Genomic DNA, 24,235 nt, shown 5'->3' on the forward strand with positions numbered 1-24,235 from the left:
AAAAGGAGGTTCCCTTGTCAGAGTAAGGGGCCACTTTTTCCTTGCTACCAATAACGATAATTATGTAAATAAGCTGTCCACATGGGCGCTTATTTTATTTTTCCAAATAGCGTAGGTTATTTTGCAAAATATTGGTGGTATCCCATCACCATCAAGTTAAGAATTTGGTTGCTCCCAAAAACGAAAAAATGTGCTTTTTTGTTACAAGTAGCACAAAATTTCGTTCTGGGGGTACTATAAAATTTTAGCTTGATGGCTATGGGGCGGGACTCTTATAGGAAACTATAGGCCAAAGTATAATATAAAGGACCCACCAAATTTGAAAAACTTTCAGATGTGGAAGGTTATTCTTTGAATCATTTCCGTATTCCTATCTAGCTGATTTCTTATATTTTGTCAGATATTTCAATGCATTTTTTAAATATCTGACAAAATATCATTGACAGTTTATTAATTTATACATCAGTATTAATAATGAAAATCATTATCGAACTTATCGGAGGACTTACTATGCGTACATATTTAAAGACGATACTTAGTTTATTGTCAGCTCTTTTTTTAGTGTTCATAGCTGCTTGTGGTAGCAATGAAGTGTCAAAAGAAAAAACAGAGTCAAAATCAAACAAAGTACAAGGTTATACCGTTAAACATGCTATGGGTGAAACAAAGATCACAAAAACTCCTAAACGCGTTGTTGTTTTAACTAACGAAGGAACAGAAGCGATTTTATCAATGGGAGTAAAGCCTGTTGGTGCTGTGAAATCTTGGCTAGGGGATCCATGGTACGATCATATTAAAAGCGATATGAAAGATGTTAAAGTTGTAGGGGTTGAACATGAAGTCAACTTAGAGAAAATTGCATCGTTAAAACCTGATTTAATTATTGGTAATAAGGTACGCCAAGAAAAGGTGTACGATAAATTAAGCGCAATTGCTCCAACAGTATTTTCAGATACACTAGGAGGCGATTGGAAGGAAAACTTTAAATTATATGCAAAAGCTTTAAATCGTGAAGAAGAAGGCAACAAAGTATTAAGCAAATTTGATGCACACCTAGAAGGTGTAAAACAAAAATTAGGTGATAAAGTAAATCAAGAAGTTTCTGTTGTCCGTTTCATGGCTGGAACTTCTCGTATTTATTACACAGATTCTTTTTCTGGAGTTATTTTTGATCAATTAGGTTTTAAACGTGTGAAACAGCAAAAAGAGCTTTTTACTGCTAACAGTAAATTTGGCAACCTTGCTATAGATGTAGGAAAAGAAATGATTCCTAAAATGGATGGAGATGTTCTTTTTTACTTTACATATGCGCCAGAAAATGATCAAAAAGCTTTAGATAAAGCAAAAGAAATGACAAGCGATCCTCTTTGGAAAAATCTAAATGCTGTTAAAAATGGAAATGCACATGAAGTTAGTGATGCAGTTTGGAATACTGCTGGTGGTGTAATTGCAGCTAACAAAATGTTAGATGAACTTGAGAAAATTATGCTTAGCAAATAAGGTTTCAACTTCTTAATTTTTTTATAGTAAGGCCGGAGAGTATAAAAATACTTTCCGGCTTTTACTATTTTTTAATGGAAACTTTTGAAGGGGTAGCACCACATTGCCATCAACCTAAGAAAACAGGTCACCCCCAAAACGATTAATAAGCTTTTTCGTTACAAGAAAGCCTAAAAATTTCGTTCTGGGGGTGTAATAAAACTTTAGCTTGATGGGCATGTGGTGGTATCCCTATACAGTTACTCATAAATTTCGTACTGTGTAACTCAAAAGAAAAGGTTTTATAAAGTTAATGATAGCAAGGGATTTAGTGATAGACTCAGTTACACACAATATAAGATATGGGTAAGTGAAGAAAAGGCATAAAAAAGGAGCGTAGTTCGTCAAATAGATGTAATGCTCTATTACTATTAAGTTAAGAAATTCATTGTTTCCGATTAATTGCATCTGTTTATTGTGATTCTTATTGATTTTAAAAAATAAAAAATCGCCTTATTAAAGGCGATTCATTTTGTATTATTTTGATAAATAAATATCTTTTAAAATTAAATACAATGTTCTACATTAACGTGTTTCTGGATCTTTGTCTTTTTTTCTAAGACCAAATAATCCTAGTAGTCCCAATAAACCAAGCCAAGTCCAATTATTATTTTTATTACGATTATCCTTTAAATCATTTGTCGTATTTACATTTCGAGTTCTCACATCATTATTAACTCTATTCATGTTATAGTCATTAACTCTATTCGTGTTATAGTCATTAACTCGAGTTGTAGTATTATTATTGTTAACTCTATTCGTATTATATCCATCGTATTCAGCATGGACGCTTGTACCAAAAACCGTAATAGTTAGTAATAGGGCACCTAAAATAGATGAAAGTTTTTTCTTCATGGTTTTCCCTCCTTTCGTATTTAGTAATGTCTCCAGTTCCTTTAGACAATATTCGGTTGAAAATACATAAAACCATTTGAATTGAAATTCCGATAAACCTCTTTAATTTTTATTATTAAAAGTACTTATAATAATGGATTAAGTTAATTGAAATGTATTTATTCCTTATAAGAATAAATTTTTGGTAACGGTACATTCTATGAGAGGTAATTACTATATTTGGGTAAGGTGTTCCTTATGAGTTATAAGAACTTATTTTCTTTAATCCAGAACATGGTTGGGAAAATTTTTTCTATAGTAAGTATTGTTGCTAAAAGTCTAATTTCTTTAAGGAGGAATATTTTCATGGGTATTTTAAGTGGAAATCCACAAAATGAACCAATGCACTACGGAGAAGTCTTTGGGATTTGGAGTTACCTTGCAGCTGCACAAGGAGCAATTGCTGGATATCAAGTTCTTATTAACCACACAGGAGACGAGGATTTAAAGAAATTTTTAGAAAACCTTGTAGAGAATGATATCCAATCAGAAGTTGAAGAATTAAAAAATATATTAAAATTGAATGGAGTTGCATTACCACCAGCACCTCCAGAAAGACCAGTTGCATCTATTGAAACGATTCCTCCTGGTGCTCGTATTAATGATGCGGAAATTGCAGCTAAAGTTTCTATGGATCTTGCTGCTGGGTTAGTAGCATGTAGCCAAGCTATGGGACAATCTCTACGAGAGGATGTAGGAATGATGTTTGGTCAATTCCATTTAAAAAAAGCACAAGCTGGAGCTATATTACTTCGTCTGAATAAGAAAAAAGGTTGGATTATTCCACCTCCATTACATGTTCTACAATCAGATCAAGCATAATGCTTAAATAAAAATTCAATTTATTCTTTATGGCTGCTGCAGTGAGATTGTTTAGGGAAATAAAGGCGATTAGCAAATTAAAATAATTGGCAGAGTCGTGACCGCTTTTTGGCAGTATATGTGCCGATTGTTTTGGAATTAGCATGTTATAGTTGTATTGTGAGTAGTAGGGGAAAATATTGCTCACAAATAATATAAAAACACGTGAAAAAATATGAAATCCCCTTTTGCAATAGAATATAATATAACAAATAAAAAGTGTCACAAATGCTTGTATAACAGGCATTTGTGACACTTTTCTAGTTTTATATAATATAAAATGAACCACCTTAAAACTGCTCATTCTTCTCCCAAGATTCAACAATATAATGAGCAATCGTTGGGTTGAATCCTTTACCAACTAAGAACATAATTGCAGCAACCTCAGTTAAAGCGTGTTGATGTGATGTATGTTTTGCTTCATTTAAACCGTAATCTACCCAAGGTTTTACGAAATCTAGTACAGGTTTCTTTAAAGGTAAAAACTGTGTACCGACAACTTGTTGAATTTGTTGTTGTGTTGGTTCTGTAATAGGTCCTGGTGGTAAAATTTGTGGCTGTGTAATATCGAATGTTGGACCAGGCGGTAAAATTTGTGGTTGCGTCGGATCAATAGTTGGTGGTGCAGGTGGGGAGACACGTTGTTCGGAGTTTGGTTGATACATTGGCTGTTGTGGCTGATCTGCATATGGATTTTGCTGATATTGTTGTTCTTGGGTGCGCTGCGGTACATATGGATTTTGTTGTTCTTGAGTGTACTGAGTTGTGTATGGATTTTGCTGATATTGTTGTTCTTGAGTTGGTGATGCTGCATATGGGTTTTGAGGATATTCATAATTTGGACGTGTGTCATATGGATTTTGTTGATATTCAGCTCCTTGAGTTTGCGGTGTTGCGTATGGATTTTGTTCGTATTGTGGCTCTTGATGTTGTGTCTCTTGCTCCTCATATTGTTCGGCATATCTTTGTTCCTGATGTTGAGGGGAAAATGGTTGTTGTGGGTAAGGCGGTTGGTTATTATAGAACATTTTTATTCCTCCTTCATAATGATGCCTACCACCTAGTATATGGGCGGACAAGAAAATATGTGATGAAAAAATGCGGGCGTGTTACAATAAGTAACTGGGTGAAGATAAAATGATAAAACAAGAAAAAATACAAAAAACAATAACTTTCGTAAAGCATATTTTAGAAAAAGATGCGAGTGGGCATGATTGGTATCATATTGAACGCGTACATAAATTGGCGATTTCTTTATCCGAGCAAGAAGGGGGAAATCGTTTTATAATTGAAATGGCAGCATTACTTCACGATGTAGCAGATGAGAAGTTAAATGAGAGTGAAGAAGCAGGAATGAAAAAAGTTTCTGATTGGTTAGAAGAGTTACGTGTTGAAGAAGATGAAAGTAAGCATGTTCTTCATATCATCGCCAATATGTCTTATAAGGGCGGTCATGGTGGCACAGTTGAGTCACTTGAAGGTAGAATTGTTCAAGATGCGGATCGTTTAGATGCTCTTGGTGCAATTGGAATAGCTCGAACGTTTGCATACGGAGGAGCGAAAGGGAGATTAATGTATGATCCAACTATCCCTCCTCGAGAAGTGATGACGAAAGATGAATATAGAAAAAATAATGATCCATCTTTAAATCATTTTTATGAAAAGCTTTTAAAACTAAAAGATTTAATGAACACGAACGCAGCAAAACAAGAGGCTGAAGTTCGTCATCGTTATATGGAACAGTTTATTGAACAATTTATGAAAGAGTGGAATGCACAAATATGAAAATGTTAACTGTGGAGAACTTATCGAAATCATACGGAGAAAAACCGTTATTTGATGGATTATCATGTAGTATTACAGAAGGACAACGTGTCGGAATTATCGGTGTAAACGGTACTGGTAAATCAACGTTATTAAAAATTATTGCAGGATTAGAAACTCCTGATACAGGTGATATGACGCATTCACGCGGATATACAATTAGTTATTTATCACAGCAACCAGAGTTTGATGAAAAACTAACAGTATTAGAGCAAGTGTTCCATGGTGATACACCTTTAATTCGTCTTCTTCGTGATTATGAACAATCGTTATTAAATATCGAAAAAGATCCAAGTAATGAAAAAGTACAGGAACAATTATTTGCAGTGCAGCAACGTATGGATGCGATGAGTGCATGGGAAGCAAATGCGAATGCAAAATCGTTATTAACGAAATTAGGAATTACTGATTTTACAGCAACTGTTGGAAACCTATCTGGTGGACAAAAAAAGCGTATTGCAATGGCGCAATGTTTTATTGAAACACCTGATTTATTAATTTTGGATGAGCCTACGAACCACCTTGACCATGAGACAGTTGAATGGTTAGAAGAATATTTAGCAAGATATACAGGTGCGGTATTACTTGTAACCCATGATCGTTATTTCTTAGATCGTGTGACAAACCGTATTTTTGAATTAGATAACGGTAAACTGTATAGCTACGAAGGAAACTACAGTACATTTTTAGAAGCGAAAGCACTTCGTGAAGAGCAAGAATCGGCACAAGAATCAAAACGCCAAAATTTATATCGTCGTGAACTTGCTTGGATTCGCCGTGGTGCAAAAGCCCGTTCTACGAAACAAAAGGCGCGTATTCAGCGTTTTGATGAGCTAAAGGGACAAGAAGGACCAGCAGCGAAGCAATCAGTTGATATTGCACTAAGTGGAAGTCGTTTAGGAAAGAAAGTACTTGAATTAAAAGATGTAACGAAAAAATTTGGTGATAAAACAGTATTACATAACTTTAATCATATTGTGAAGCCTGGTGATCGTATCGGAATCATCGGAGCAAATGGAAGCGGAAAATCATCACTATTAAATATGCTTGCAGGAAAATTCTCTCCTGATAGTGGTGAAATTGAAGTAGGACAAACTGTAAAAGTTGCCTATTATACGCAAGAAAATGAAGAGATGAATTTAAACCAGCGTATGATTGAATACATTAAAGAAATTGCGGAAGTTATTCATACGACAGACGGAAAAGTAATTGGCGCATCTCAAATGCTAGAACGTTTCTTATTCCTACCGCATTCACATGGAACAACGCTTGGTAAACTATCTGGTGGCGAAAGAAGACGGTTATATTTATTGCGTATTTTAATGGGAGAACCAAACGTACTATTACTTGATGAGCCTACGAATGATTTAGACACACAAACATTAACAGTGCTAGAAGATTATTTAGAAGATTTCCCAGGTGTCGTTTTAACTGTATCGCATGACCGTTACTTCTTAGATAAAGTAGTAGATGAATTGTTCATCTTTACTGGCGAAGGCGAAGTGCGTGAATTCCTAGGTAGTTATACAGAGTATTTAGAAATGGAAAAAACGAGAGAACTCATTGAGAAAGCAGAAGTTCAAAAGGAGAAAAAAGTAGTAGAAGAGGCTCCGAAACAACAACGTAAACGTAAACTTTCTTACAATGAGCAGCGTGAATGGGAAACAATTGAAGATACAATTGCACAACTAGAAGAGAAACTTGAATCAATTGGAGAAGAACTTACGAATGTTGGATCTGACTTCACAAAGGCCCAAGAATTATCTGAAGCAGGGCAGAAGATAGAAGAAGAGCTAGAAAAAACGATGGAACGATGGAGTGAACTATCCGACATCGTTGAAGGATTAAAATAAAAACAAGCTGCATATATTGAAAAGTAAAGAGAAAAACTTTACACTATTGGTAGAACCTATTTTAGGAGGGAAAAAATGAGAACATCTAATCCAATGTTGAAAAAAGAGGCATTCCGTAAAGAGGGAGCAAATACTTCTGCGATGACTATTGGCGGAACAGTAGGCAAAACGTTTATCATGCTTATCTTGCTGCTTGCAACGTCTGTCTATTCATACATACAGATGTCAAATGGTACGATGAAAATGCCAGTATTAATTGGTGCTTTAGTTATTGCGGCAATCGTTGCGTTTGCATCTATCTTCTTCCCGCGCATATCACCAATTGGTGCACCGATTTATGCGGCAGTAGAAGGGGTAGTGTTAGGAAGTATTTCAGCAGTTTATGCAATGAAATTTCAGGATTCTATCGTTTTAAACGCTGTATTACTAACAATCTCAATTCTATTTGCGATGTTAGTTTTATATGCAACACGCGTAGTGAAGGTAACTGATAAATTCCGCACAGGTGTTATGGCAGCAACAATGGGAATTATGGTTATGTATTTAATCGTATTCTTATTAAACATGTTCGGTGTTTCTGTTCCATATATTCACCAAGGTGGAACAATTGGTATGATCATTAGTGCAGTTATTATTGTAGTTGCTGCATTAAATTTATTACTAGATTTCGATTTAATCGAAAATGGTGCACGTAGCCAAGCTCCAAAATATATGGAGTGGTACAGTGCAATGGGTCTAATGATGACGCTAGTATGGTTATACTTAGAAATTCTTCGTTTCGTTTCTTACTTTACGAAAAATGACTAATAAAAAATCCTGCATGAAATGTGCAGGTTTTTTTATTTTTAAAGATAAATTGAAAATATGGATGTTGGCGACTTAAATTGAAGGGGGATGGAATATGATGAAAGAGAAAAAAGGGATTATGAAAAAACTATTTTCTAAAAGTTTTTTCATAGAACTAGATGACGCTTTAACATATCCATCAGCAGAAGTTATTCGTTCAGCTATTGAAAGCTATGCGGCTAAATGTAATGAACAATTAAAAATTGAGAGTAAAGTTAAACCGATTACTTTCTACTTAGAAAATGTAATGTACCGCGCTGAAATAAAGATGGCCCGGGGAGGATATTACATATCTTGCAGTGAAGTATAATATTTTTGGAAACCTTACATGTTTATACTATGTAGGGTTTCTTTTTTTGATTTGTAAGATATAAAGTAATAATTTTTGCTTACAAACATATCATTTTGCGCTTTTTACCCTTCCAACATTTTTCTTTACAATGAAGAAAAATATGTGAGGTGGTATAACTTATGATGAATCGAGTTGTATTAATCGGTAGATTGACAAAGGAGCCAGAATTATACTACACAAAACAAGGTGTCGCTTATGCACGAATATGTGTTGCGGTGAATAGAGGTTTTCGAAATAGTTTAGGTGAGCAACAAGTAGATTTTATTAATTGTGTTGTATGGAGAAGGTCGGCTGAAAATGTAACAGAATATTGTACGAAAGGCTCACTTGTTGGGATTACAGGGCGTATTCATACGAGTAATTACGATGATGAACAAGGAAAGAGAGTATATAGAACTGAAGTTCTGATTGAGAATATTACATTTTTAGAGAGAAGGCGGGAGAGTGCATCGCAATAATATTAGAATTTTAATGATAGTTTCGGATTAATTAGGTGGAAAGAGAAAGTATGATGATGGGAAGAAATCAATAAAATTAAGCATCCGAGTAGGAGTATAAAGGGGTAACATGTTACAATACAGCTAAGAACACGCAATAAAGGAGAGTTTTTTACGTGAAGATTAAAGCAATTGAACCGACGCCAAGTCCAAATACAATGAAAGTTATTTTGAATGAAGTATTACCATCAGGAGCGCGTAATAATTATACAAATGAAAATAAAGAACAAGCACCAGTGCAAGTGCAAGAAATTTTGAAGATTGAAGGCATTAAAGGTGTGTATCATGTTGCAGACTTTTTAGCAGTAGAGCGAAATGCGAAGTATGACTGGAAAGTTTTATTACAACAAGTTCGTGCTGTTTTCGGTGAAGAAATAGTGGAAGAAAGCGAAGAACAACAACTTTCTCATTTTGGAGAAGTGAAAGTGTTTGTTCAAATGTTCTTTACAATTCCGATGCAAGTGAAGTTAACAGATGGAACCTCAGAAGAGCGTGTTGGTTTACCTGATCGTTTTAAAGAATCAATTATGAAAGTGCAAATGTCTGCACCTAACGTTGTGAAAGAGCGTAAGTGGGTAGAGCAAAGTACACGTTACGGTAATTTTGAAGAAATCGGGAAAGAAGTAGTAGAAGAAATTATTGCTGCTTATTCAGAAGAACGTGTAAATGAAACGGTTAAAGAATTATTAGATCAAGCAGGTGCTGTTGAAGTAACGATTCAAAAGCGTGAGCCATATAAAGTAACAGAAGAGATGATGAAAGATTCTGACTGGAAAAACCGTTTTGCAGCTTTAGAACAAATGGATCCAACGGAAGAAGATATGATGGTATTGAAAATGGCATTAGATGATGAGAAAGTATCTATCCGCCGTTTAGCAACAGCTTATTTAGGTATGGTAAAAGGTGAAGGAGTATTGCCGTTATTATATAAAGCGTTATTAGATCGTTCAGTAAGCGTTCGTCGTACAGCAGGAGATTGCTTATCAGACGTAGGTGATCCAGCAGCGATGTTCGTTATGATTAAATCTTTGAAAGATTCAAGTAAATTAGTACGCTGGCGTGCAGCAATGTTCTTATTTGAACTTGGTGATGAAAGTGCAATTCCGGCACTAAAAGCAGCAGAAGATGATCCGGAGTTTGAAGTGGCGATGCAAGCACGTTTAGCTTTAGAACGTATTGAAGGCGGCGAAGAAGCAAAAGGATCAGTATGGAAGCAAATGACGGAGTCTCGTAAAGGGGAATAGTTTATGATTGTTTTCTATGATAGTTGGTGCCCGATGTGTACGGCGGTTGCAGAACGTACGAAAAGATTAGATAAAAAGGGTAAGATGAAATTTGTTTCATTTCGAGATGAAGATGTAGTTGAGAAGTATGAACTTTCTCAAGAATTACAAAGTAAGATGGAACAAAGATTGTATATTTTAAAAAATAATAAGTGGTATGACGGAATTCATAGCATTAACGTATTAGCAAAGGCCGTTCCATCTTATTGGTTTGCAGTACCTTTTATAAAACTATCTATCGTACTTGGATTTGGAAGTAAAGTATACGATTATATTGCCAACAATAGAAAACTTGTCCCAGTTGGACACTGTCGTGAAGGGGTTTGTGAAATCCCTACAAAAAAATGAAATCATCGTTATCTTTCTTTTGCACCTATTAATAGAGCGTGATATGATAAATTTGGAATGAAAGTTGAAGGAGAGATACAAGATGTCAAATGCATATGAAGAATACATGCGTCAAATGGTAATTCCAATGCGCCAAGAGTTAGTGCGTTCTGGATTTGAAGAGTTAACTACAGAAGAAGCTGTAACAGAATTTATGGAGAATGCATCAGGTACAACTTTAGTAGTTGTAAACTCTGTTTGTGGTTGTGCAGCTGGTTTAGCACGTCCATCAGCAGGTCAAGCGGTTGTACGTGCTGAAAAACAACCTGATCATCTTGTAACTGTATTTGCAGGTCAAGATAAAGATGCTACTGTAAAAATGCGTGAATACTTCGGAGAAATTCCTCCATCTTCACCATCTATGGCATTACTAAAAGGAAAAGAAGTTGTTCACTTCATTCACCGTCATGAAATTGAAGGCGCAACAATGGACGAAATTATTACAAACTTAGAACAAGCTTTCGAAAAGAATTGCTAAAGTAGGGGGAGAGTGAATCTCCCTCTTTTCTTTATATAGAGGTGAAAAAATGATAGTAACAACAGCAGGAAGAACAAATAAAGAAATGAAAGATTATGCAAACAAGGTAGCAGCAGAATTAAATCTTTCTTTCGTTAAACGTAATGACATACCAGTACATAAACTGCATGCGCAGTATGAACAAGATGTACTTGTCGTAGGGAAAAATCGATTAGCCATTTATCCAAAAGGTACGGAAGAGTCGTTTTTCTTTCATCCAAACTCAGCGATGTTTCGTGTGAAAAGGTTAATGCGCGGAGAGCACGATCCGTTTGTACAAGCTGCTAAATTAGAGAGCGGAATGACAGTATTAGATTGTACGCTCGGTATGGCATCAGATAGTATTGTAGCTAGTTATATTGTTGGTGAAAGCGGAAAAGTAACGGGACTTGAAGGCAATGAATATATGGCTTATATTATGGGAAATGGTTTAAAAACATGGTCTTCATCTGTTTCTGAAATTGATGAGGCAATGCAACGAATCGATGTGAAGCAAACGGAGCATTACTCATTTTTAAAACAATGTGAAGATAATAGTTATGATGTCGTTTACCTTGATCCAATGTTCGAAGAAACTGTCATAGAATCAGATGGAATTAAAGGATTAAAACACTTCGCTTTGTATCATGATATTACTGACGAAACAATTGCGGAAGCGAAGCGTGTGGCGAGAAAGCGTGTCGTTCTGAAAGATCATTTCCGTAGTTCTAGATTTGAAAAACATAATTTTCACGTATACAAAAGAAAAAGTGCTAAGTTTCACTTTGGTGTAATTGATCCTTGCTAATTGTTTGAAAAGATGTATAATAAGCAATAATTAATTAAATATACTGTCTGTGATGAAGAGAGTAGTCTTTTTCAGAAGGAAAGCGAGCTAGGGATGGTGTGAGCCTAGTGCAGAAGAAAAAGATGAAGCGCACTTCGGAGATGCTTCTTGAACGAATAGTAGAGTAAGCCGAGGCCCCCTGTCCTCGTTATAAACGGGAAAGTGGTTCGAAATGAACAACAAGGGTGGTACCACGGGTTAAAACTCGTCTCTTTTTTAGAGACGAGTTTTTTGTGTTTTAAAAAATAAGGAGGTTATAGTATGAATTATAAAACGCAGTTTGCGAAAAGTTTATCGAATATTTTTACGAATGAATTAACACAAAATCAAATTTTAGATTTAATCGAAACACCGAAACAAGATGAATTCGGAGATGCAGCGTTCCCATGCTTTTCACTAGCGAAGCAATATAAAAAATCACCAGCTATTATAGCGAAGGAATTGGCGGAGAAATTAAATGATCCGTTCTTTACGAAAGTAGAGGCTGTTGGTCCTTATGTAAATGTATTTTTTAATCGTGAAACAGTAAGTGATGAAGTATTAAAAATAATTTTAGCGGAGAAAGAAGAGTACGGTCAAAATCACTTTGGATGTGAAAAAACGGTAGTTATCGATTATTCCTCTCCTAATATCGCGAAACCTTTTTCAATGGGGCATTTACGTTCTACAATGATTGGTAATTCGCTGAAACATATCGCCGAAAAATGTGGGTATGAAGTTGTCGGAATCAATTATATTGGCGATTGGGGCACGCAGTTTGGAAAGTTAATTACCGCATATAAAAAATGGGGAAATGAAGAGTTAGTTAAAGAGGATCCGATACGTGAGTTATTTAAGTTATATGTTCAGTTTCATGAAGAAGCAAAAGAGAACAAAGAACTAGAAGAAGAAGGACGATCATGGTTTAAAAAACTAGAAGAAGGAAATGAAGAAGCAGTCGAACTTTGGAATTGGTTCCGTTATGAGTCTTTAAAAGAATTTTCTCGTATTTATGAACTTCTCGGTGTGGAATTTACAAACTTTCAAGGAGAAGCTTTCTATAACGATAAAATGGAAGACTTTATTGGGATTTTAGAAGAGCACGATTTACTTGAAGAATCAGAAGGCGCATTAGTCGTTAATTTAGAAAAAGAAGGTATGCCGCCATGCTTAATTAGAAAATCAGATGGTGCAACTATTTACGCAACACGTGATTTAACGGCGGCTTTATATCGCCAAAACACATATGGATTTGATAAAGCACTTTATGTAGTTGGACCAGAACAAAGTTTACATTTTAATCAATTTTTCACTGTATTAAAAAAGCTAGGCTATACTTGGGTTGATGGAATGGAACATGTACCGTTCGGGTTCATATTAAAAGATGGTAAGAAAATGTCGACACGTAAGGGCAGAATTATTTTATTAGAAGAAGTGTTAGAAGAAGCTGTTGCGCTTGCGGAACAAAATATTGAAGAGAAAAATCCGAATTTAAAACAAAAAGAAGACGTGGCAAAACAAGTCGGTGTTGGAGCGGTTATCTTCCACGATTTAAAAAATGAGCGTATGCATAATATCGAATTCTCATTAGAAAATATGTTGAAATTTGAAGGAGAAACAGGACCATATGTACAGTACACACATGCGCGTGCTTGTTCAATTTTAAGAAAAGAAAGTGTAGAATTTGAAACTTGTACGTTTGCATTAAAAGATGATTATAGCTGGAGTGTCGTAAAATTACTTAATAAATTCCCGCAAGTAATTGAAGCGGCCTTCAACAAAAATGAGCCATCTACTATTTCAAAATACGTATTAGATGTAGCACAAGCGTTCAATAAATATTATGGAAATGTTCGTATATTAGAAGAGAACGAAGAGAAAGAGAGTAGACTCGCATTAGCTTACGCTGTGACGGTTGTATTAAAAGAGGGATTACGTTTACTTGGGGTAGGGGCACCTGAGGAGATGTAAATATGAAAAGAATTATTATGAACTTAGTAATAAACTGACAAACCGGGTCTAGTATGAACCTGGTTTGTTTTTTTATTGGATATATAATTTTTTTGCAAAATCAATTAAAATCTATTTAGAGAGGGTGATTCATATTGATTCGAACTTTTATTTTACAAATTCCTTGTCATAGAAGATCGGAAAGAAGTTTCCTTAAACTACAAAAATACATACCTTTATGTGCGCGTTGTACAGGCATGCTTATCGGTATTTTAATGTTTCCAATTTATTTTTATATGACACCTTCGTTTCTACTTGCAATAATACTATCATTTTCCGCTCAAATTCCGTTACTTATTGATGGATTCACCCAAAAATGGAAATGGAGAAGCAGCACAAATTTACTAAGAGTAACGACCGGTTTATTAAGCGGTAATGGTATGGGGCTATTTATTGCCTCTAGCATTATATGGATAACATCTAAAAGCATATATTAATGGAAGGAGAACTTTACATGTTTTGAATTTACTCAGTTCTAATTCTTATTTCAGGAGGAAGCGGGATTAGTTTTCTCATTCATGAAAGAAATATAGAAGCAGTAATTGCTTTTGTTATTTGTACAATATTTATTGTGTTACTCTATTTTCACCTAAAAAGAAATGACGAACATAGAAACTGTGATTGCAGTACATTAGCTTGTACTGATTATACTGATTGTAATTGTTAAATTATGTGAGTGGGAAAGTTAGTGTATCGTTTAAGGTATACTAGCTTTTTTTATTAGAAGTGTAGGAATGTGACTATTAAATGGAGAACTTTAGTTTTGTATATAAAAGGAGGTGTTGGACCTGGAAGAGTATGATTGGAATAGTAAGCTAGCATATTTAAGAAATACGAGAGATTTATATTATAACGATGATTATTTAAGTTTTTTAGTCAATTCAGTTTGGAAGATTACTGATCCTATACATATTGTTGATTATGGTTGTGGATATGGTTATTTAGGTTTAATTTTGTTGCCTTTACTTCCAATTGGATCAAAGTATACAGGGATTGATAGGGGAGAAACATTAATAGCTGAAGCGAGAGAGTTGTTTCGTGCACTCCCATATGAAACAGAATTTATTGAGGGGGATGCGACAGAAATTGAATTGAAAAATAAATATGATATAGCTGTCAGTCATGCTTTCTTATTACATATGAGTTCCCCAAAAACGATGCTAGAGAAGATGATACATTCAATTAAACAAGGTGGTAAAATAATCTGTTTTGAACCACATTGGATGTCAAATATGTCTTCATACGTATTAGATGGAGAGAATCAATCGGAAATTATCCAGCTAGGTGTTTTGCAGAGATTATTTGAAAGAGATACACAGAGAAACGGTAAAGATGGAAATATCGGTATGAAAATACCTATGTATTTAAGTGAATTGGGTGTTAAAAATATTGAATGTAGAGTAAGTGATAAAGTGAATTTTTTAGATTCTAATTTAAATCAAAATGATAAGCAAGGATTATATAATTCTCTAAAAGAAGAGGGGATTGCAGGCAATCCGGGTGATAAACAGCAATTTATAGAACGTTTAATGAGTCGGGGATTAACATTTGCTGAAGCGCTCGCTCAATATGAAGCAGAACTACGATTTTTTGAAGTGTTTCATATACATGCATCTTTAGTTTATGCTCCGAATATGAAAATTACATTTGGTGAAATAAAATGTTAAATTGTAGTGATGTAATTCGAATTGCTACTTTCAATATATGGAATCACGAGAGTTTTTGGTTTGAGAGATTAGAAGCCATTTGTGAGGAGGTTCGCAATATTTCCCCGCATATTCTTGCTCTACAGGAAGTGGGAAGTTGTGCTAAGTATGAATTGAAGAAAAATGTTGCGCAGTATATAGCGGATCAATCTGGATATCCGGTCTGTGTATTTAAAGAGTATCCAGATTCTCCAGATGAAGGCCTAGCTTTTTTAAGTAAAGTTCCTATTTTAGCTGAAGAAGCTATTTGGGAAACAGATATAGAGGAATCGAATTATTGTGCCATTCGAATTATGTTAAAATATAAAGAGTATAAGCTCGGGATAACGAATGTTCATTTAAATTGGAAATCTAGTAAGGTAAGAAAAGAGCAATTGGATACGGTGAATAATTGGATTAAAAACAGAGGTAGTGGCTACGAATTATTATGTGGTGATTTTAATGATGAACCACATTCAGGGGTGCATCAATACTTAATAAGTAATCAATGGATAGACGTGGCTCAGCTTAAAGAAAATCAAGATAACATTCTTGCTCAGCCAACTTTAGATTATGGAAAGAATACAAATTTAATAGGGGATGAAAAGCAAGAAGAACGATATGATTGGATTTTGATACAAGAGAAGGATTCGTTTGAATCTCTAAATATAGAAAATGTATCTGTATTTGGAGATTTAGCATTAACTTCATCACACGTATTTCCAAGTGATCATTACGGTGTTTTTATAGATTTAAAATTTGATAAGTGAAATAAAAGATAGGATGATTGTCATTTTTTTAGGTAAATCGATATATCTTATCAAATCGTTGATCTATTGTAAGTTACAATAGATATTCAGGAAATCGTTAATATAATTTCATCCACTGAATGAAGCCTCAAAAAAGAAGATAAAACCCATCTTCGAATAATATATGTTATTTCATCAAATTAAACAAAATAACGAGAAAAAGTATCGTTTTTAAGATATTTAGTTATAAACTTGAATAATATTAAATAATATCGTTCATTATATGAGGTTTTAGTTGAATGCATACTATATGATGTGTAAAATCTAAGCAAGTAGGTTAGAATACTGCTTGCAAATGGCAGTATAAATAATAATTTGAGGTGAATGCATGCTAGATTTTAAGCAATTAGAGATTTGTTTGAAAGAAAAGAGATTCCTAGATGGATTACATGAGATAAATAATGAAATTGCGCATATAAAAGAAACGAATAAGTTATCATACGTGAAGAACTGGCTTTCTAACGTCTCGTCACCTAAGGAGTTTGATACATTAATTCGTCTTGCTGATGAAGGTTTGATGCATCAATATAGCTCCTTTTTAATTCGTTATACTTATAAAAAATTCCCAAATATGAGAACGCTCTCTTTATATTGTGATGAATTAATTGATGAGCGTAAAATCCTTGATGCTGAACAATTGTTAAAAGATTCTTTGGAAAAGGTAAATGAAGAGGAAACTGATGCGGATGTTTTAACGAAAACATACTTTACGTTAGTTAGATGTTTGCTAGATATGAAGCGAAATGAAGAGGCCTATGCCTATATGCAAAAGGCGGAAAAGCATAGTACGCGTGCAGTTTTTGATAAATGGGGTTACTTATATATACAGACTGGTGAGTGGGAGAAGGCAGAGAAACAACTTTTATCCGGTCAGCAGCATAAAGATTGTGAAGAGTTAGCTACGTACTTATTGGCGCAATTATATGCATATAAAGGTGAACAGCAGCGAGCGTTACAACTCATTAATGATGCGATTGCAAAGTTCCCTCAAGTACCATATTTCTATTTTGAAAAAGTAAAATATTTATTAGATTTAGAGCGCTATGAAGAAATGTTAGCGGTAATAGATAAAATCAATCATATGCTTCCGCATCATGCATATACAACTTATTTTATACATTTACGTGCAGAAGCATTTTATAAAATGAATAATATTCAAGATTTGCAAGCACTATTGAAAAGTGAAAAGAGTTTAAAAAATTCTCTATATCATCATATAGAAAAAAATCCTGATGGAAAAAAGGTTCGTTTACCGATAGTTCCGGTTGTACAAAAGGATAACTATTGCGTTCCGACAAGTTTGGAAATGATGTTAGGGGTATGGGGAGAAAAACGTACGCAAGATGAAATTGCACAACATATTTTTGATGTAACAGGTTCTAAGTTTTCAGATACAGTTACATATATAGAAGAGCAAGGTTACGAATATCGTTATTTTCAAGGGAATGAGGAAAATTATAAGAGATTACTCAATCAAGGTATTCCCGTTTTATTAAGTATAGATATTGAGCACGCTTCCCATGTACAAGTGCTTTCTGGTTATGACGATGTACTGCAAGCTTTTTATATTCAAGATCCGAATTTCTTGGAACCGATTCTTGTGGAATATGATAAGTTGCAAGAAAAATATCGTTATACAGATTGTTTAGCTATTACGTTTATACCAAAAGATAGAATGGAACAACTTTCATTTTTAAATGAGAAAGAACACACTTATTATAAAACAATCTTTTCTCTTACAGATCATTTAGGTGAGCAAGATAAAGAGGGAATTGAAAAGTTAGTACTATTTTTAAAAGAAACAAGTGAAAACCCAAACACTTGGTTATATACGATTAAACATTTAGATGCTGAAGTAGATAAAGATTTTATTCAGTTTTGTATAGAAAAATTAATGAAAAAGTTTCCGAGCTCTGACTTTGTGAAATTGCATAGTGCACAGTGTTTTATTCGTCTGCAGGATATGGAAAAAGCAGGACAGATGCTTCAAAGTGTGGAGAAGAAAAGCAATCAAGCGTTGTATCATTTTATAAATGGACGTTATTCTTTTGAGCAAGATAATTATGCAGAATCGATTGCTAGTTTTCGTTCATCATTACAATTGGATGCAGATCAACCAGTTGCGTGGAGTTTCTTAGCATTATCATACATGTATATGGATCAATCCGAAAAGGGGCTAGAGTATTCTCTAACAGCTATAGAACGTAGTCCAGAAAGGTTTACACTTGTAAATCACGGTTTAATTTTAATAGATTTAGAACGATATGAAGAAGCATATGGATTCTTTAATGATTTATTAAAAGAATATAAATATGAAGCGCACATATGGTATGAACGTGCAAGATGTGCTCAGTATTTAGGGAAAGTGTATTTGGCGGTAAAAGGACTTAAAGTGGCGATTCAATTAGATAAAACAGCAGCCTATTTATATACGAAGCTTTCGGAAATCTATGAATCGGATTTGGATGATGAGAAAAATACGAAGGAAATTTTATTACAAGGAATTCAAAATTGTGAAGATCAGGCGTCTTTATATGTTCGTTTAGGAGATTTTCATTTTCAAAATGATGAACTTGAAGAAGCGGAAACTATATATAAGCGTTCTTTAAAAGAAAATAATGAAGATGTATATTCTCATTTCGGTTTAATTCAAGTTTATATGGCAAAGGAACAATATAAGGATGCAAAAAACTATATTGTCAGTATTAATAAGCAATTTGAAGACAATCAAGATTTCCTTATGAATGCTGGTATGGTGTTATGGGATGCTGAAATGGCATTAGGTGAGGATGAAAAAGAGTTAAAACTTGCACTTTCTAAATTAGAGAACGGTATACGAAGCGTATACGCTAATATAGCGAGCGTGTTGGATGAGTATGTAAATCGAATAAAAGACACAGCTTTTGTGCAACGAGGCATAGCATTTTTAAGAACGTTAGAAAAAGAAAAAGAGGATGTAATTGAATACGGTTGTTACGCAGGTGTTTTATATGAATCTATTGGACAGTATGATCAGGCGATAAAACGGTATAATGATGCACTTAAGAAAAAACAAGATTCATTGCCGTATTTCCGTATCGGTGAAACATTCATGGCGTTAGGGCAATTTCAAGAAGCAAAGCATGCGTATGAAACATGTTTAGAAATGGATAAGAACTTCTTAGGTGTACATTTGCAGCTTGCTGAAATATACGAAAAAGAAGAGAATCGTTCCAAAGAACAAAAGCATATGGTCCAGGCGATGAAAGAAGAACCAATGCATATAAATATGGAATATTTAGCGCAGCTTTCAGTAGAAATGAATCTTCAGGAAGAATTGCTAGTTGAACTAGAAAAATTGGAGGAAGAAGTTCCTGAAACATGGCGTTTAGATGCGATTGCATACGTGTTTGGCGCGATGAATGACATAGATAAAGAAAAAGAATATATCGAATGCGCAATGAAAATAGATGAAGCGCATGTGGAAGTACTATATCATTATGCGAAATTACTAGTTAAAAAGCAGAGTGCAGAAGCAATCGAAGTTGCGCTGAAAGTAATGCATAAAGATTTGGAAAGTGAACGTATTTTTGGTGTGTACGTAAAAGCAATGGAACAACATAAAAAATTATCCCAGATACGAGACGTACTTCATACGCTAAAGGTGAAAAAAGCAGAAAGAAGTACAGCGTTTATGTATGCAGCTACTGCGGTTGCCGAAAGATTAGTAGAAAGACAGCAAAATGAGCAACCGAAAAAATCTATATTTACAAGAGCATTTTATCGCATGAAAAATCGTGCGAAGGAAATTTCAATGATTACAGTTGTTATCGATTTATTTGAAATCTCCTTAAAGTTAAATCCGAAAAATAGTATGGCAGCGCAGCGTTTCGCAATATTTTATGAGAATGCGGCGATGAATGAAGAAGCTATAGAGGTTTTACAAACATCGTTAGAAAATAAGTGGGATTATGATGTAGCGAAGCAACTTGTAAATCTTTTCATTGAGTGTGAAGAAGAAGATATGTTACGAGATGCTTTTGAATTAACGAAACAAATGGTTCGCGAGCTACCGGATGATTATGATACACTTCTTCTACAAGCGAATGTATTATGTAAGCTAGGCGAAGAAAGAAAAGCCGAAAAAATACACTTGCAATTAATTGAGAAAACGCCATTTGTAAGTAGAGGATTCCTTGCTTTAGCAGAAATATATCAAAGTCAAGAGAGAATTGAGGACTCGATTCAGTTATTAGAAGACGCTTCTGTACATCATCCAAATGAAACAGCAATTCTTCTTGCTTTAGCATCTTCGTATCATAGAGCTGGGCAAACGACAAAGGCAGAAAAAATAACAAGTGAAATATTAGCAATTGATGCTACTGACTTGCTAGCAAGATACGATCATGCTTGTTATTTAACATCATTAAACAGAAATGAAGAGGCAAGAGATGAACTTGAAATTGTGCTTCGTGAAGATGAAACAGGATTTTTCGCTGAACTTGCAGAGGAAGATGAAGTTTTAGCAGGATTGCGAGAATTTGAAAAGTGATTGTATAAGAATAGAGAAAAAGGGTATAAATAAAAATATATTTCGAATTAGTTGACAATTAATTGTTTAATGGCATAAAATAACTTTTAATAAAGTATACAAATCTGAAGACGAGAAAGAGTAAAATAGTGAGCTGTTCTCCAGAGAGCCGGTGTATTGCTGAAAGCCGGTGTGCAGACGTTATTTGAAAATCATCTCCGAGGAGCCGTGGCTGAATAAAGTAAGCTCGGACGGATGTCTACCGTTACAAAGAACGCGTATATTAGTACGTTGCTAAGTGCTATTAGTGAAAAGCTAATAGAATTAGGGTGGTAACGCGGTTAAACCCGTCCCTACTTCATAGGGGCGGGTTTTTTGTGTGCTTTTAAAACATTCAAAGGAGTGATTGTACATGAAGAAAGTAGATGTAAAAGAGTCAGCTGTAGGGAGAGAAACACGTATTCGTAAGCAGTGGAACGAACAGGGCATTTTTGAACAATCAATTCAGAATAGAGAAGGCGCACAATCGTTTGTGTTTTATGAAGGACCACCAACGGCGAACGGTTTACCACACGTCGGCCATGCACTTGGTCGGACAATTAAAGATTTAGTAGCAAGATATAAAACGATGGCTGGATATAAAGTGTTAAGAAAAGCTGGCTGGGATACACATGGATTACCTGTAGAATTAGGCGTTGAAAAACAACTTGGTATTTCAGGTAAGCATGAGATTGAAGAGTACGGCATTGAGCCATTTATTCAAAAGTGTAAAGAGAGTGTATTCACATATGAGAAGCAGTGGCGTGAATTTACGGAGAGCATTGGATATTGGGTAGATATGGATGATCCATACGTTACTCTAGAGAATCCATATATCGAAAGTGTATGGAATATTTTAGGGACGATTCATGAAAAAGGCTTGTTATATAAAGGGCATAGAGTTTCACCGTACTGTCCAAGCTGTCAAACATCGCTTAGTTCACATGAAGTTGCACAAGGATATAAAACAGTGAAAGATTTAAGCGCAACGGTTAAGTTTAAAGTAAAAGATAGTGAAAATGAATATTTCCTTGGATGGACGACAACGCCGTGGACACTTCCAGCGAATGTTGCACTTGCCGTACATCCAAATATGGAATACGTTAAAGCGAAACAAGAAGGGTATGTATACATTGTTGCGAAAGAGCGTGTACAAGAAGTACTAAAAGAAAACTATGAAGTATTATCCGTTCATAAAGGCGAAGAATTAGTAAACACATCTTATACAGCACCGTTTCCGATGAAGGAAGTTACAAATGGGTACCACGTAATTGCAGCAGATTTTGTAACTGCAGATAGTGGTACAGGACTCGTTCATATCGCTCCAGCATATGGGGAGGACGATTATAAAGTCGTTCAAAGTGAAGGATTGTCGTTCTTACATGTTGTAGATGAGAAAGGTGAGTATACGGATGCAGTACCATTTCTTAAAGGTAAGTTTGTAAAAGAATGTGACGTTGATATCGTTCGTTATTTAGCTAAAGAAGGTTTGCTATATCATAAAGAAAAATATGAACATAGCTATCCGCATTGCTGGCGCTGTGATTCACCATTACTTTATTATGCAGGAGAAAGCTGGTTAATCCGAACAACTGAGATTAAAGAAACATTTTTACGAAATAATGATTCTGTTAAGTGGTATCCAGACCATATGAAGCATGGACGGTTTGGTAAGTTTTTAGAAAACATGGTGGACTGGAATATTAGCCGGAATAGATATTGGGGAACACCGTTAAACGTATGGGAATGTGAAAGCTGCGATCATCAATTCTCACCGAAAAGCATCGCCGAATTAAGAAAGCATAGTACGAAAGAAACACCTGAAGATTTAGAATTGCATAAGCCGTATGTAGATGAAGTGCAAGTTTGCTGCGAAAAATGCGGAAGTACAATGAATCGTACACCAGAAGTAATCGATGTTTGGTTTGATAGTGGTTCCATGCCGTTTGCACAATATCATTATCCATTTGAAAATAAAGAGTTATTTGAAGAACAGTTTCCAGCAGATGTAATTGCAGAGGGAATTGATCAAACACGCGGCTGGTTTTATAGTTTATTAGCAGTATCAGCACTATATACAGGAAAAGTACCTTATAAACGAGTGTTATCACTAGGGCATGTTCTAGACGAGGAAGGACAGAAAATGTCTAAAAGTAAAGGAAATGCACTAGATCCAGTTGATTTAGTAAATCAGTTTGGTGCAGATGCTTTAAGATGGGCTCTACTTGTTGACAGTGCTCCGTGGAATGCAAAGCGTTTTTCTGAAAGAACAGTACTGGAAGCAAAATCTAAATTTGTAGATACGTTAGTCAATGTATATAGCTTCTACGTTTTATATGCAAATTTAGATGAGTATAATCCGGAAGAAAAGTATGAAGTTAAACGTACGAAATTAGATGAATGGGTATTATCAAGATTGCATAGCACAACGAAAAAAGTGAGAACAGCACTTGATGATTATCAATTTACGAATGCAGCTCGTGAAATCGCAGCGCTTGTAGATGAAGTGAGTAACTGGTACGTAAGACGATCACGTAATCGTTTCTGGGAATCTGGTATGAATCCTGAAAAAGCAGCTGCGTATGAAACGCTTCATGAAGTGCTTGTAACAATTAGTAAATTAATCGCACCATTTACACCGTTTGTAGCTGAGGATATTCATCTGAATTTAGAAGGAAGCAGCGTTCATTTAGCAGATTATCCGGTTGTAAACGAATCACTTATCCAGCCTGAGTTAGAAGCAGAAATGGATGCTGTTTTACAAGTTGTTGAACTTGGAAGAAGTAATCGTAATCAACATTCATTAAAAGTAAAACAGCCGTTAGCAGAACTTGTATTACTAGCGCATAATGAAAATGATATGGATTGGGAATCTTATCGTGATATCATCATGGATGAGCTAAATGTAAAAGCGTTCCATGTTGAACTCGATGAAACGAAATACACGTCCTATCAATTAAAGCTGAATTTTAAAACGGCTGGGCCGAAGTTTGGTAAAAGTGTGAATGCAGTAAATGGCTGGCTAAAACAATTATCAAAAGAAGAAGTACAACACTTTGTATCTACAGAAAGAGCAGTTTACGAAGTAGCACCAGGAGAAGAAGTAGTTGTAACAGCTGAAGATGTATTAGTAGAGAAAGTTGCAAAATCAGGATTTTCAAATACGACTAACGGTCAATATACGGTAATGTTAGATACGAATGTAACGGAAGAATTGTTACAAGAAGGAGTAGCACGTGAATTTATTCGTGCAGTTCAAGAATATCGTAAGCAGTTGAATTTACCAGTTAATTTACGAGTGGATGTAATTCTTGATACAGAAGAAGAACTACAGCAAACGTTAACGAATCATAAAGATTTATTGGAAGAAAACTTACTCGTCAAGCAATTTACATTTGGTCACTTAACGAATGAGGACGATGAACTTTCTTTAGGTGAGACAAAGATCCGAATTAAATTAAACGCGGCTAATTAAAGAAAAAAGGAAGTTGGAATCATTCCAACTTCCTTTTTTGTATGAAGAT

At 34.9% G+C, this 24,235-nt stretch carries 19 protein-coding genes and 2 other annotated features; of the genes, 17 read left to right on the plus strand and 2 right to left on the minus strand.

Annotated features, from left to right (window positions below):
* The first annotated feature begins 510 nt into the window (after positions 1-510).
* Positions 511-1,500 (plus strand): ABC transporter substrate-binding protein, encoded by a 990-nt coding sequence (locus MHH59_RS10660; RefSeq protein ID WP_001261484.1) that lies wholly within the window; start codon positions 511-513, stop codon positions 1,498-1,500.
* 564 nt (positions 1,501-2,064) lie between these two features.
* Here the strand turns inward: MHH59_RS10660 and MHH59_RS10665 are convergent.
* The gene (locus MHH59_RS10665; RefSeq protein WP_033733937.1) at positions 2,065-2,394 is read right to left on the minus strand and encodes a WGxxGxxG family protein; all 330 of its coding nucleotides are present in this window, start codon (positions 2,392-2,394) and stop codon (positions 2,065-2,067) included.
* Positions 2,395-2,739: 345 nt separating this feature from the next.
* Here MHH59_RS10665 and MHH59_RS10670 point away from each other — a divergent pair, with 345 nt between their 5' ends.
* Complete coding sequence (locus tag MHH59_RS10670; protein ID WP_002168501.1) at positions 2,740-3,255, plus strand: DUF3231 family protein; 516 nt, start codon at positions 2,740-2,742, stop codon at positions 3,253-3,255.
* A gap of 329 nt (positions 3,256-3,584) precedes the next feature.
* Here the strand turns inward: MHH59_RS10670 and MHH59_RS10675 are convergent, their stop codons facing one another.
* Positions 3,585-4,322 (minus strand): hypothetical protein, encoded by a 738-nt coding sequence (locus MHH59_RS10675; protein ID WP_340851186.1) that lies wholly within the window; start codon positions 4,320-4,322, stop codon positions 3,585-3,587.
* 109 nt (positions 4,323-4,431) lie between these two features.
* Between MHH59_RS10675 and MHH59_RS10680 the strand changes: the two genes are divergently transcribed.
* The 15 genes from MHH59_RS10680 to ileS all read left to right on the plus strand — a co-directional run bounded on the left by MHH59_RS10680 (position 4,432) and on the right by ileS (position 24,186).
* Positions 4,432-5,079 carry an HD domain-containing protein gene (locus MHH59_RS10680; RefSeq protein WP_002012557.1) on the plus strand — a complete coding sequence of 216 codons (648 nt, stop codon included), beginning with the start codon at positions 4,432-4,434 and terminating at the stop codon, positions 5,077-5,079.
* Positions 5,076-6,971: an ABC-F family ATP-binding cassette domain-containing protein gene (locus MHH59_RS10685; protein WP_002127139.1), complete on the plus strand. Its 1,896-nt coding sequence runs from the start codon at positions 5,076-5,078 to the stop codon at positions 6,969-6,971. Before MHH59_RS10680 ends, MHH59_RS10685 begins: the two co-directional genes overlap by 4 nt.
* Before the next feature lie 75 nt (positions 6,972-7,046).
* Positions 7,047-7,778 (plus strand): Bax inhibitor-1/YccA family protein, encoded by a 732-nt coding sequence (locus tag MHH59_RS10690; RefSeq protein ID WP_016126856.1) that lies wholly within the window; start codon positions 7,047-7,049, stop codon positions 7,776-7,778.
* Positions 7,779-7,872: 94 nt separating this feature from the next.
* Positions 7,873-8,127 carry a DUF4318 domain-containing protein gene (locus MHH59_RS10695; protein ID WP_002012563.1) on the plus strand — a complete coding sequence of 85 codons (255 nt, stop codon included), beginning with the start codon at positions 7,873-7,875 and terminating at the stop codon, positions 8,125-8,127.
* 161 nt (positions 8,128-8,288) lie between these two features.
* Positions 8,289-8,627 (plus strand): single-stranded DNA-binding protein, encoded by a 339-nt coding sequence (locus MHH59_RS10700; protein ID WP_002012564.1) that lies wholly within the window; start codon positions 8,289-8,291, stop codon positions 8,625-8,627.
* A gap of 155 nt (positions 8,628-8,782) precedes the next feature.
* Positions 8,783-9,910: a conserved virulence factor C family protein gene (locus MHH59_RS10705; protein ID WP_002012566.1), complete on the plus strand. Its 1,128-nt coding sequence runs from the start codon at positions 8,783-8,785 to the stop codon at positions 9,908-9,910.
* 3 nt (positions 9,911-9,913) lie between these two features.
* Complete coding sequence (locus MHH59_RS10710; RefSeq protein ID WP_002085930.1) at positions 9,914-10,297, plus strand: thiol-disulfide oxidoreductase DCC family protein; 384 nt, start codon at positions 9,914-9,916, stop codon at positions 10,295-10,297.
* Between the two features lie 82 nt (positions 10,298-10,379).
* On the plus strand, positions 10,380-10,814 hold the full coding sequence (locus tag MHH59_RS10715) for a BrxA/BrxB family bacilliredoxin (RefSeq protein ID WP_002012568.1): 435 nt from the start codon (positions 10,380-10,382) through the stop codon (positions 10,812-10,814).
* A 49-nt stretch (positions 10,815-10,863) separates the two neighbouring features.
* A complete protein-coding gene (locus MHH59_RS10720) occupies positions 10,864-11,640 on the plus strand; it encodes a class I SAM-dependent methyltransferase (RefSeq protein ID WP_340851189.1) in 777 nt (258 codons plus the stop codon).
* Positions 11,641-11,680: 40 nt separating this feature from the next.
* Positions 11,681-11,895 (plus strand) — a binding site (T-box leader).
* Positions 11,896-11,940: 45 nt separating this feature from the next.
* Positions 11,941-13,629 (plus strand): arginine--tRNA ligase, encoded by a 1,689-nt coding sequence (argS, locus tag MHH59_RS10725; RefSeq protein WP_003188971.1) that lies wholly within the window; start codon positions 11,941-11,943, stop codon positions 13,627-13,629.
* A gap of 134 nt (positions 13,630-13,763) precedes the next feature.
* Complete coding sequence (locus MHH59_RS10730; protein WP_002127167.1) at positions 13,764-14,105, plus strand: DUF2085 domain-containing protein; 342 nt, start codon at positions 13,764-13,766, stop codon at positions 14,103-14,105.
* 345 nt (positions 14,106-14,450) lie between these two features.
* The gene (locus tag MHH59_RS10740) at positions 14,451-15,335 is read left to right on the plus strand and encodes a class I SAM-dependent methyltransferase (protein WP_002127168.1); all 885 of its coding nucleotides are present in this window, start codon (positions 14,451-14,453) and stop codon (positions 15,333-15,335) included.
* A complete protein-coding gene (locus MHH59_RS10745) occupies positions 15,329-16,123 on the plus strand; it encodes an endonuclease/exonuclease/phosphatase family protein (RefSeq protein WP_002127169.1) in 795 nt (264 codons plus the stop codon). The genes MHH59_RS10740 and MHH59_RS10745 overlap by 7 nt, the downstream gene beginning before the upstream one ends.
* A gap of 367 nt (positions 16,124-16,490) precedes the next feature.
* Complete coding sequence (locus MHH59_RS10750) at positions 16,491-20,693, plus strand: bacteriocin-processing peptidase family protein (protein WP_003188961.1); 4,203 nt, start codon at positions 16,491-16,493, stop codon at positions 20,691-20,693.
* Between the two features lie 98 nt (positions 20,694-20,791).
* Positions 20,792-21,030: a binding site (T-box leader), on the plus strand.
* A gap of 54 nt (positions 21,031-21,084) precedes the next feature.
* A complete protein-coding gene (ileS, locus tag MHH59_RS10755) occupies positions 21,085-24,186 on the plus strand; it encodes an isoleucine--tRNA ligase (protein ID WP_340851193.1) in 3,102 nt (1,033 codons plus the stop codon).
* The last annotated feature ends 49 nt before the right edge of the window (positions 24,187-24,235 follow it).

Source organism: Bacillus sp. FSL E2-0195 (assembly GCF_038003645.1).
GTDB classification, from domain to species: Bacteria; Bacillota; Bacilli; order Bacillales; family Bacillaceae_G; genus Bacillus_A; species Bacillus_A mycoides.

Excerpts from the sequence above, each read along its gene's own strand:
- MHH59_RS10720 (WP_340851189.1), top strand. The coding sequence starts at position 10,864 with ATGATAGTAACAACAGCAGGAAGAACAAATAAAGAAATGAAAGATTAT.
- MHH59_RS10660 (WP_001261484.1), top strand. The coding sequence starts at position 511 with ATGCGTACATATTTAAAGACGATACTTAGTTTATTGTCAGCTCTTTTT.
- MHH59_RS10750 (WP_003188961.1), top strand. The coding sequence starts at position 16,491 with ATGCTAGATTTTAAGCAATTAGAGATTTGTTTGAAAGAAAAGAGATTC.
- argS (WP_003188971.1), top strand. The coding sequence starts at position 11,941 with ATGAATTATAAAACGCAGTTTGCGAAAAGTTTATCGAATATTTTTACG.
- ileS (WP_340851193.1), top strand. The coding sequence starts at position 21,085 with ATGAAGAAAGTAGATGTAAAAGAGTCAGCTGTAGGGAGAGAAACACGT.
- MHH59_RS10745 (WP_002127169.1), top strand. The coding sequence starts at position 15,329 with ATGTTAAATTGTAGTGATGTAATTCGAATTGCTACTTTCAATATATGG.
- MHH59_RS10685 (WP_002127139.1), top strand. The coding sequence starts at position 5,076 with ATGAAAATGTTAACTGTGGAGAACTTATCGAAATCATACGGAGAAAAA.
- MHH59_RS10680 (WP_002012557.1), top strand. The coding sequence starts at position 4,432 with ATGATAAAACAAGAAAAAATACAAAAAACAATAACTTTCGTAAAGCAT.
- MHH59_RS10715 (WP_002012568.1), top strand. The coding sequence starts at position 10,380 with ATGTCAAATGCATATGAAGAATACATGCGTCAAATGGTAATTCCAATG.
- MHH59_RS10710 (WP_002085930.1), top strand. The coding sequence starts at position 9,914 with ATGATTGTTTTCTATGATAGTTGGTGCCCGATGTGTACGGCGGTTGCA.
- MHH59_RS10675 (WP_340851186.1), bottom strand. The coding sequence starts at position 4,322 with ATGTTCTATAATAACCAACCGCCTTACCCACAACAACCATTTTCCCCT.
- MHH59_RS10665 (WP_033733937.1), bottom strand. The coding sequence starts at position 2,394 with ATGAAGAAAAAACTTTCATCTATTTTAGGTGCCCTATTACTAACTATT.
- MHH59_RS10670 (WP_002168501.1), top strand. The coding sequence starts at position 2,740 with ATGGGTATTTTAAGTGGAAATCCACAAAATGAACCAATGCACTACGGA.
- MHH59_RS10690 (WP_016126856.1), top strand. The coding sequence starts at position 7,047 with ATGAGAACATCTAATCCAATGTTGAAAAAAGAGGCATTCCGTAAAGAG.
- MHH59_RS10700 (WP_002012564.1), top strand. The coding sequence starts at position 8,289 with ATGATGAATCGAGTTGTATTAATCGGTAGATTGACAAAGGAGCCAGAA.
- MHH59_RS10695 (WP_002012563.1), top strand. The coding sequence starts at position 7,873 with ATGATGAAAGAGAAAAAAGGGATTATGAAAAAACTATTTTCTAAAAGT.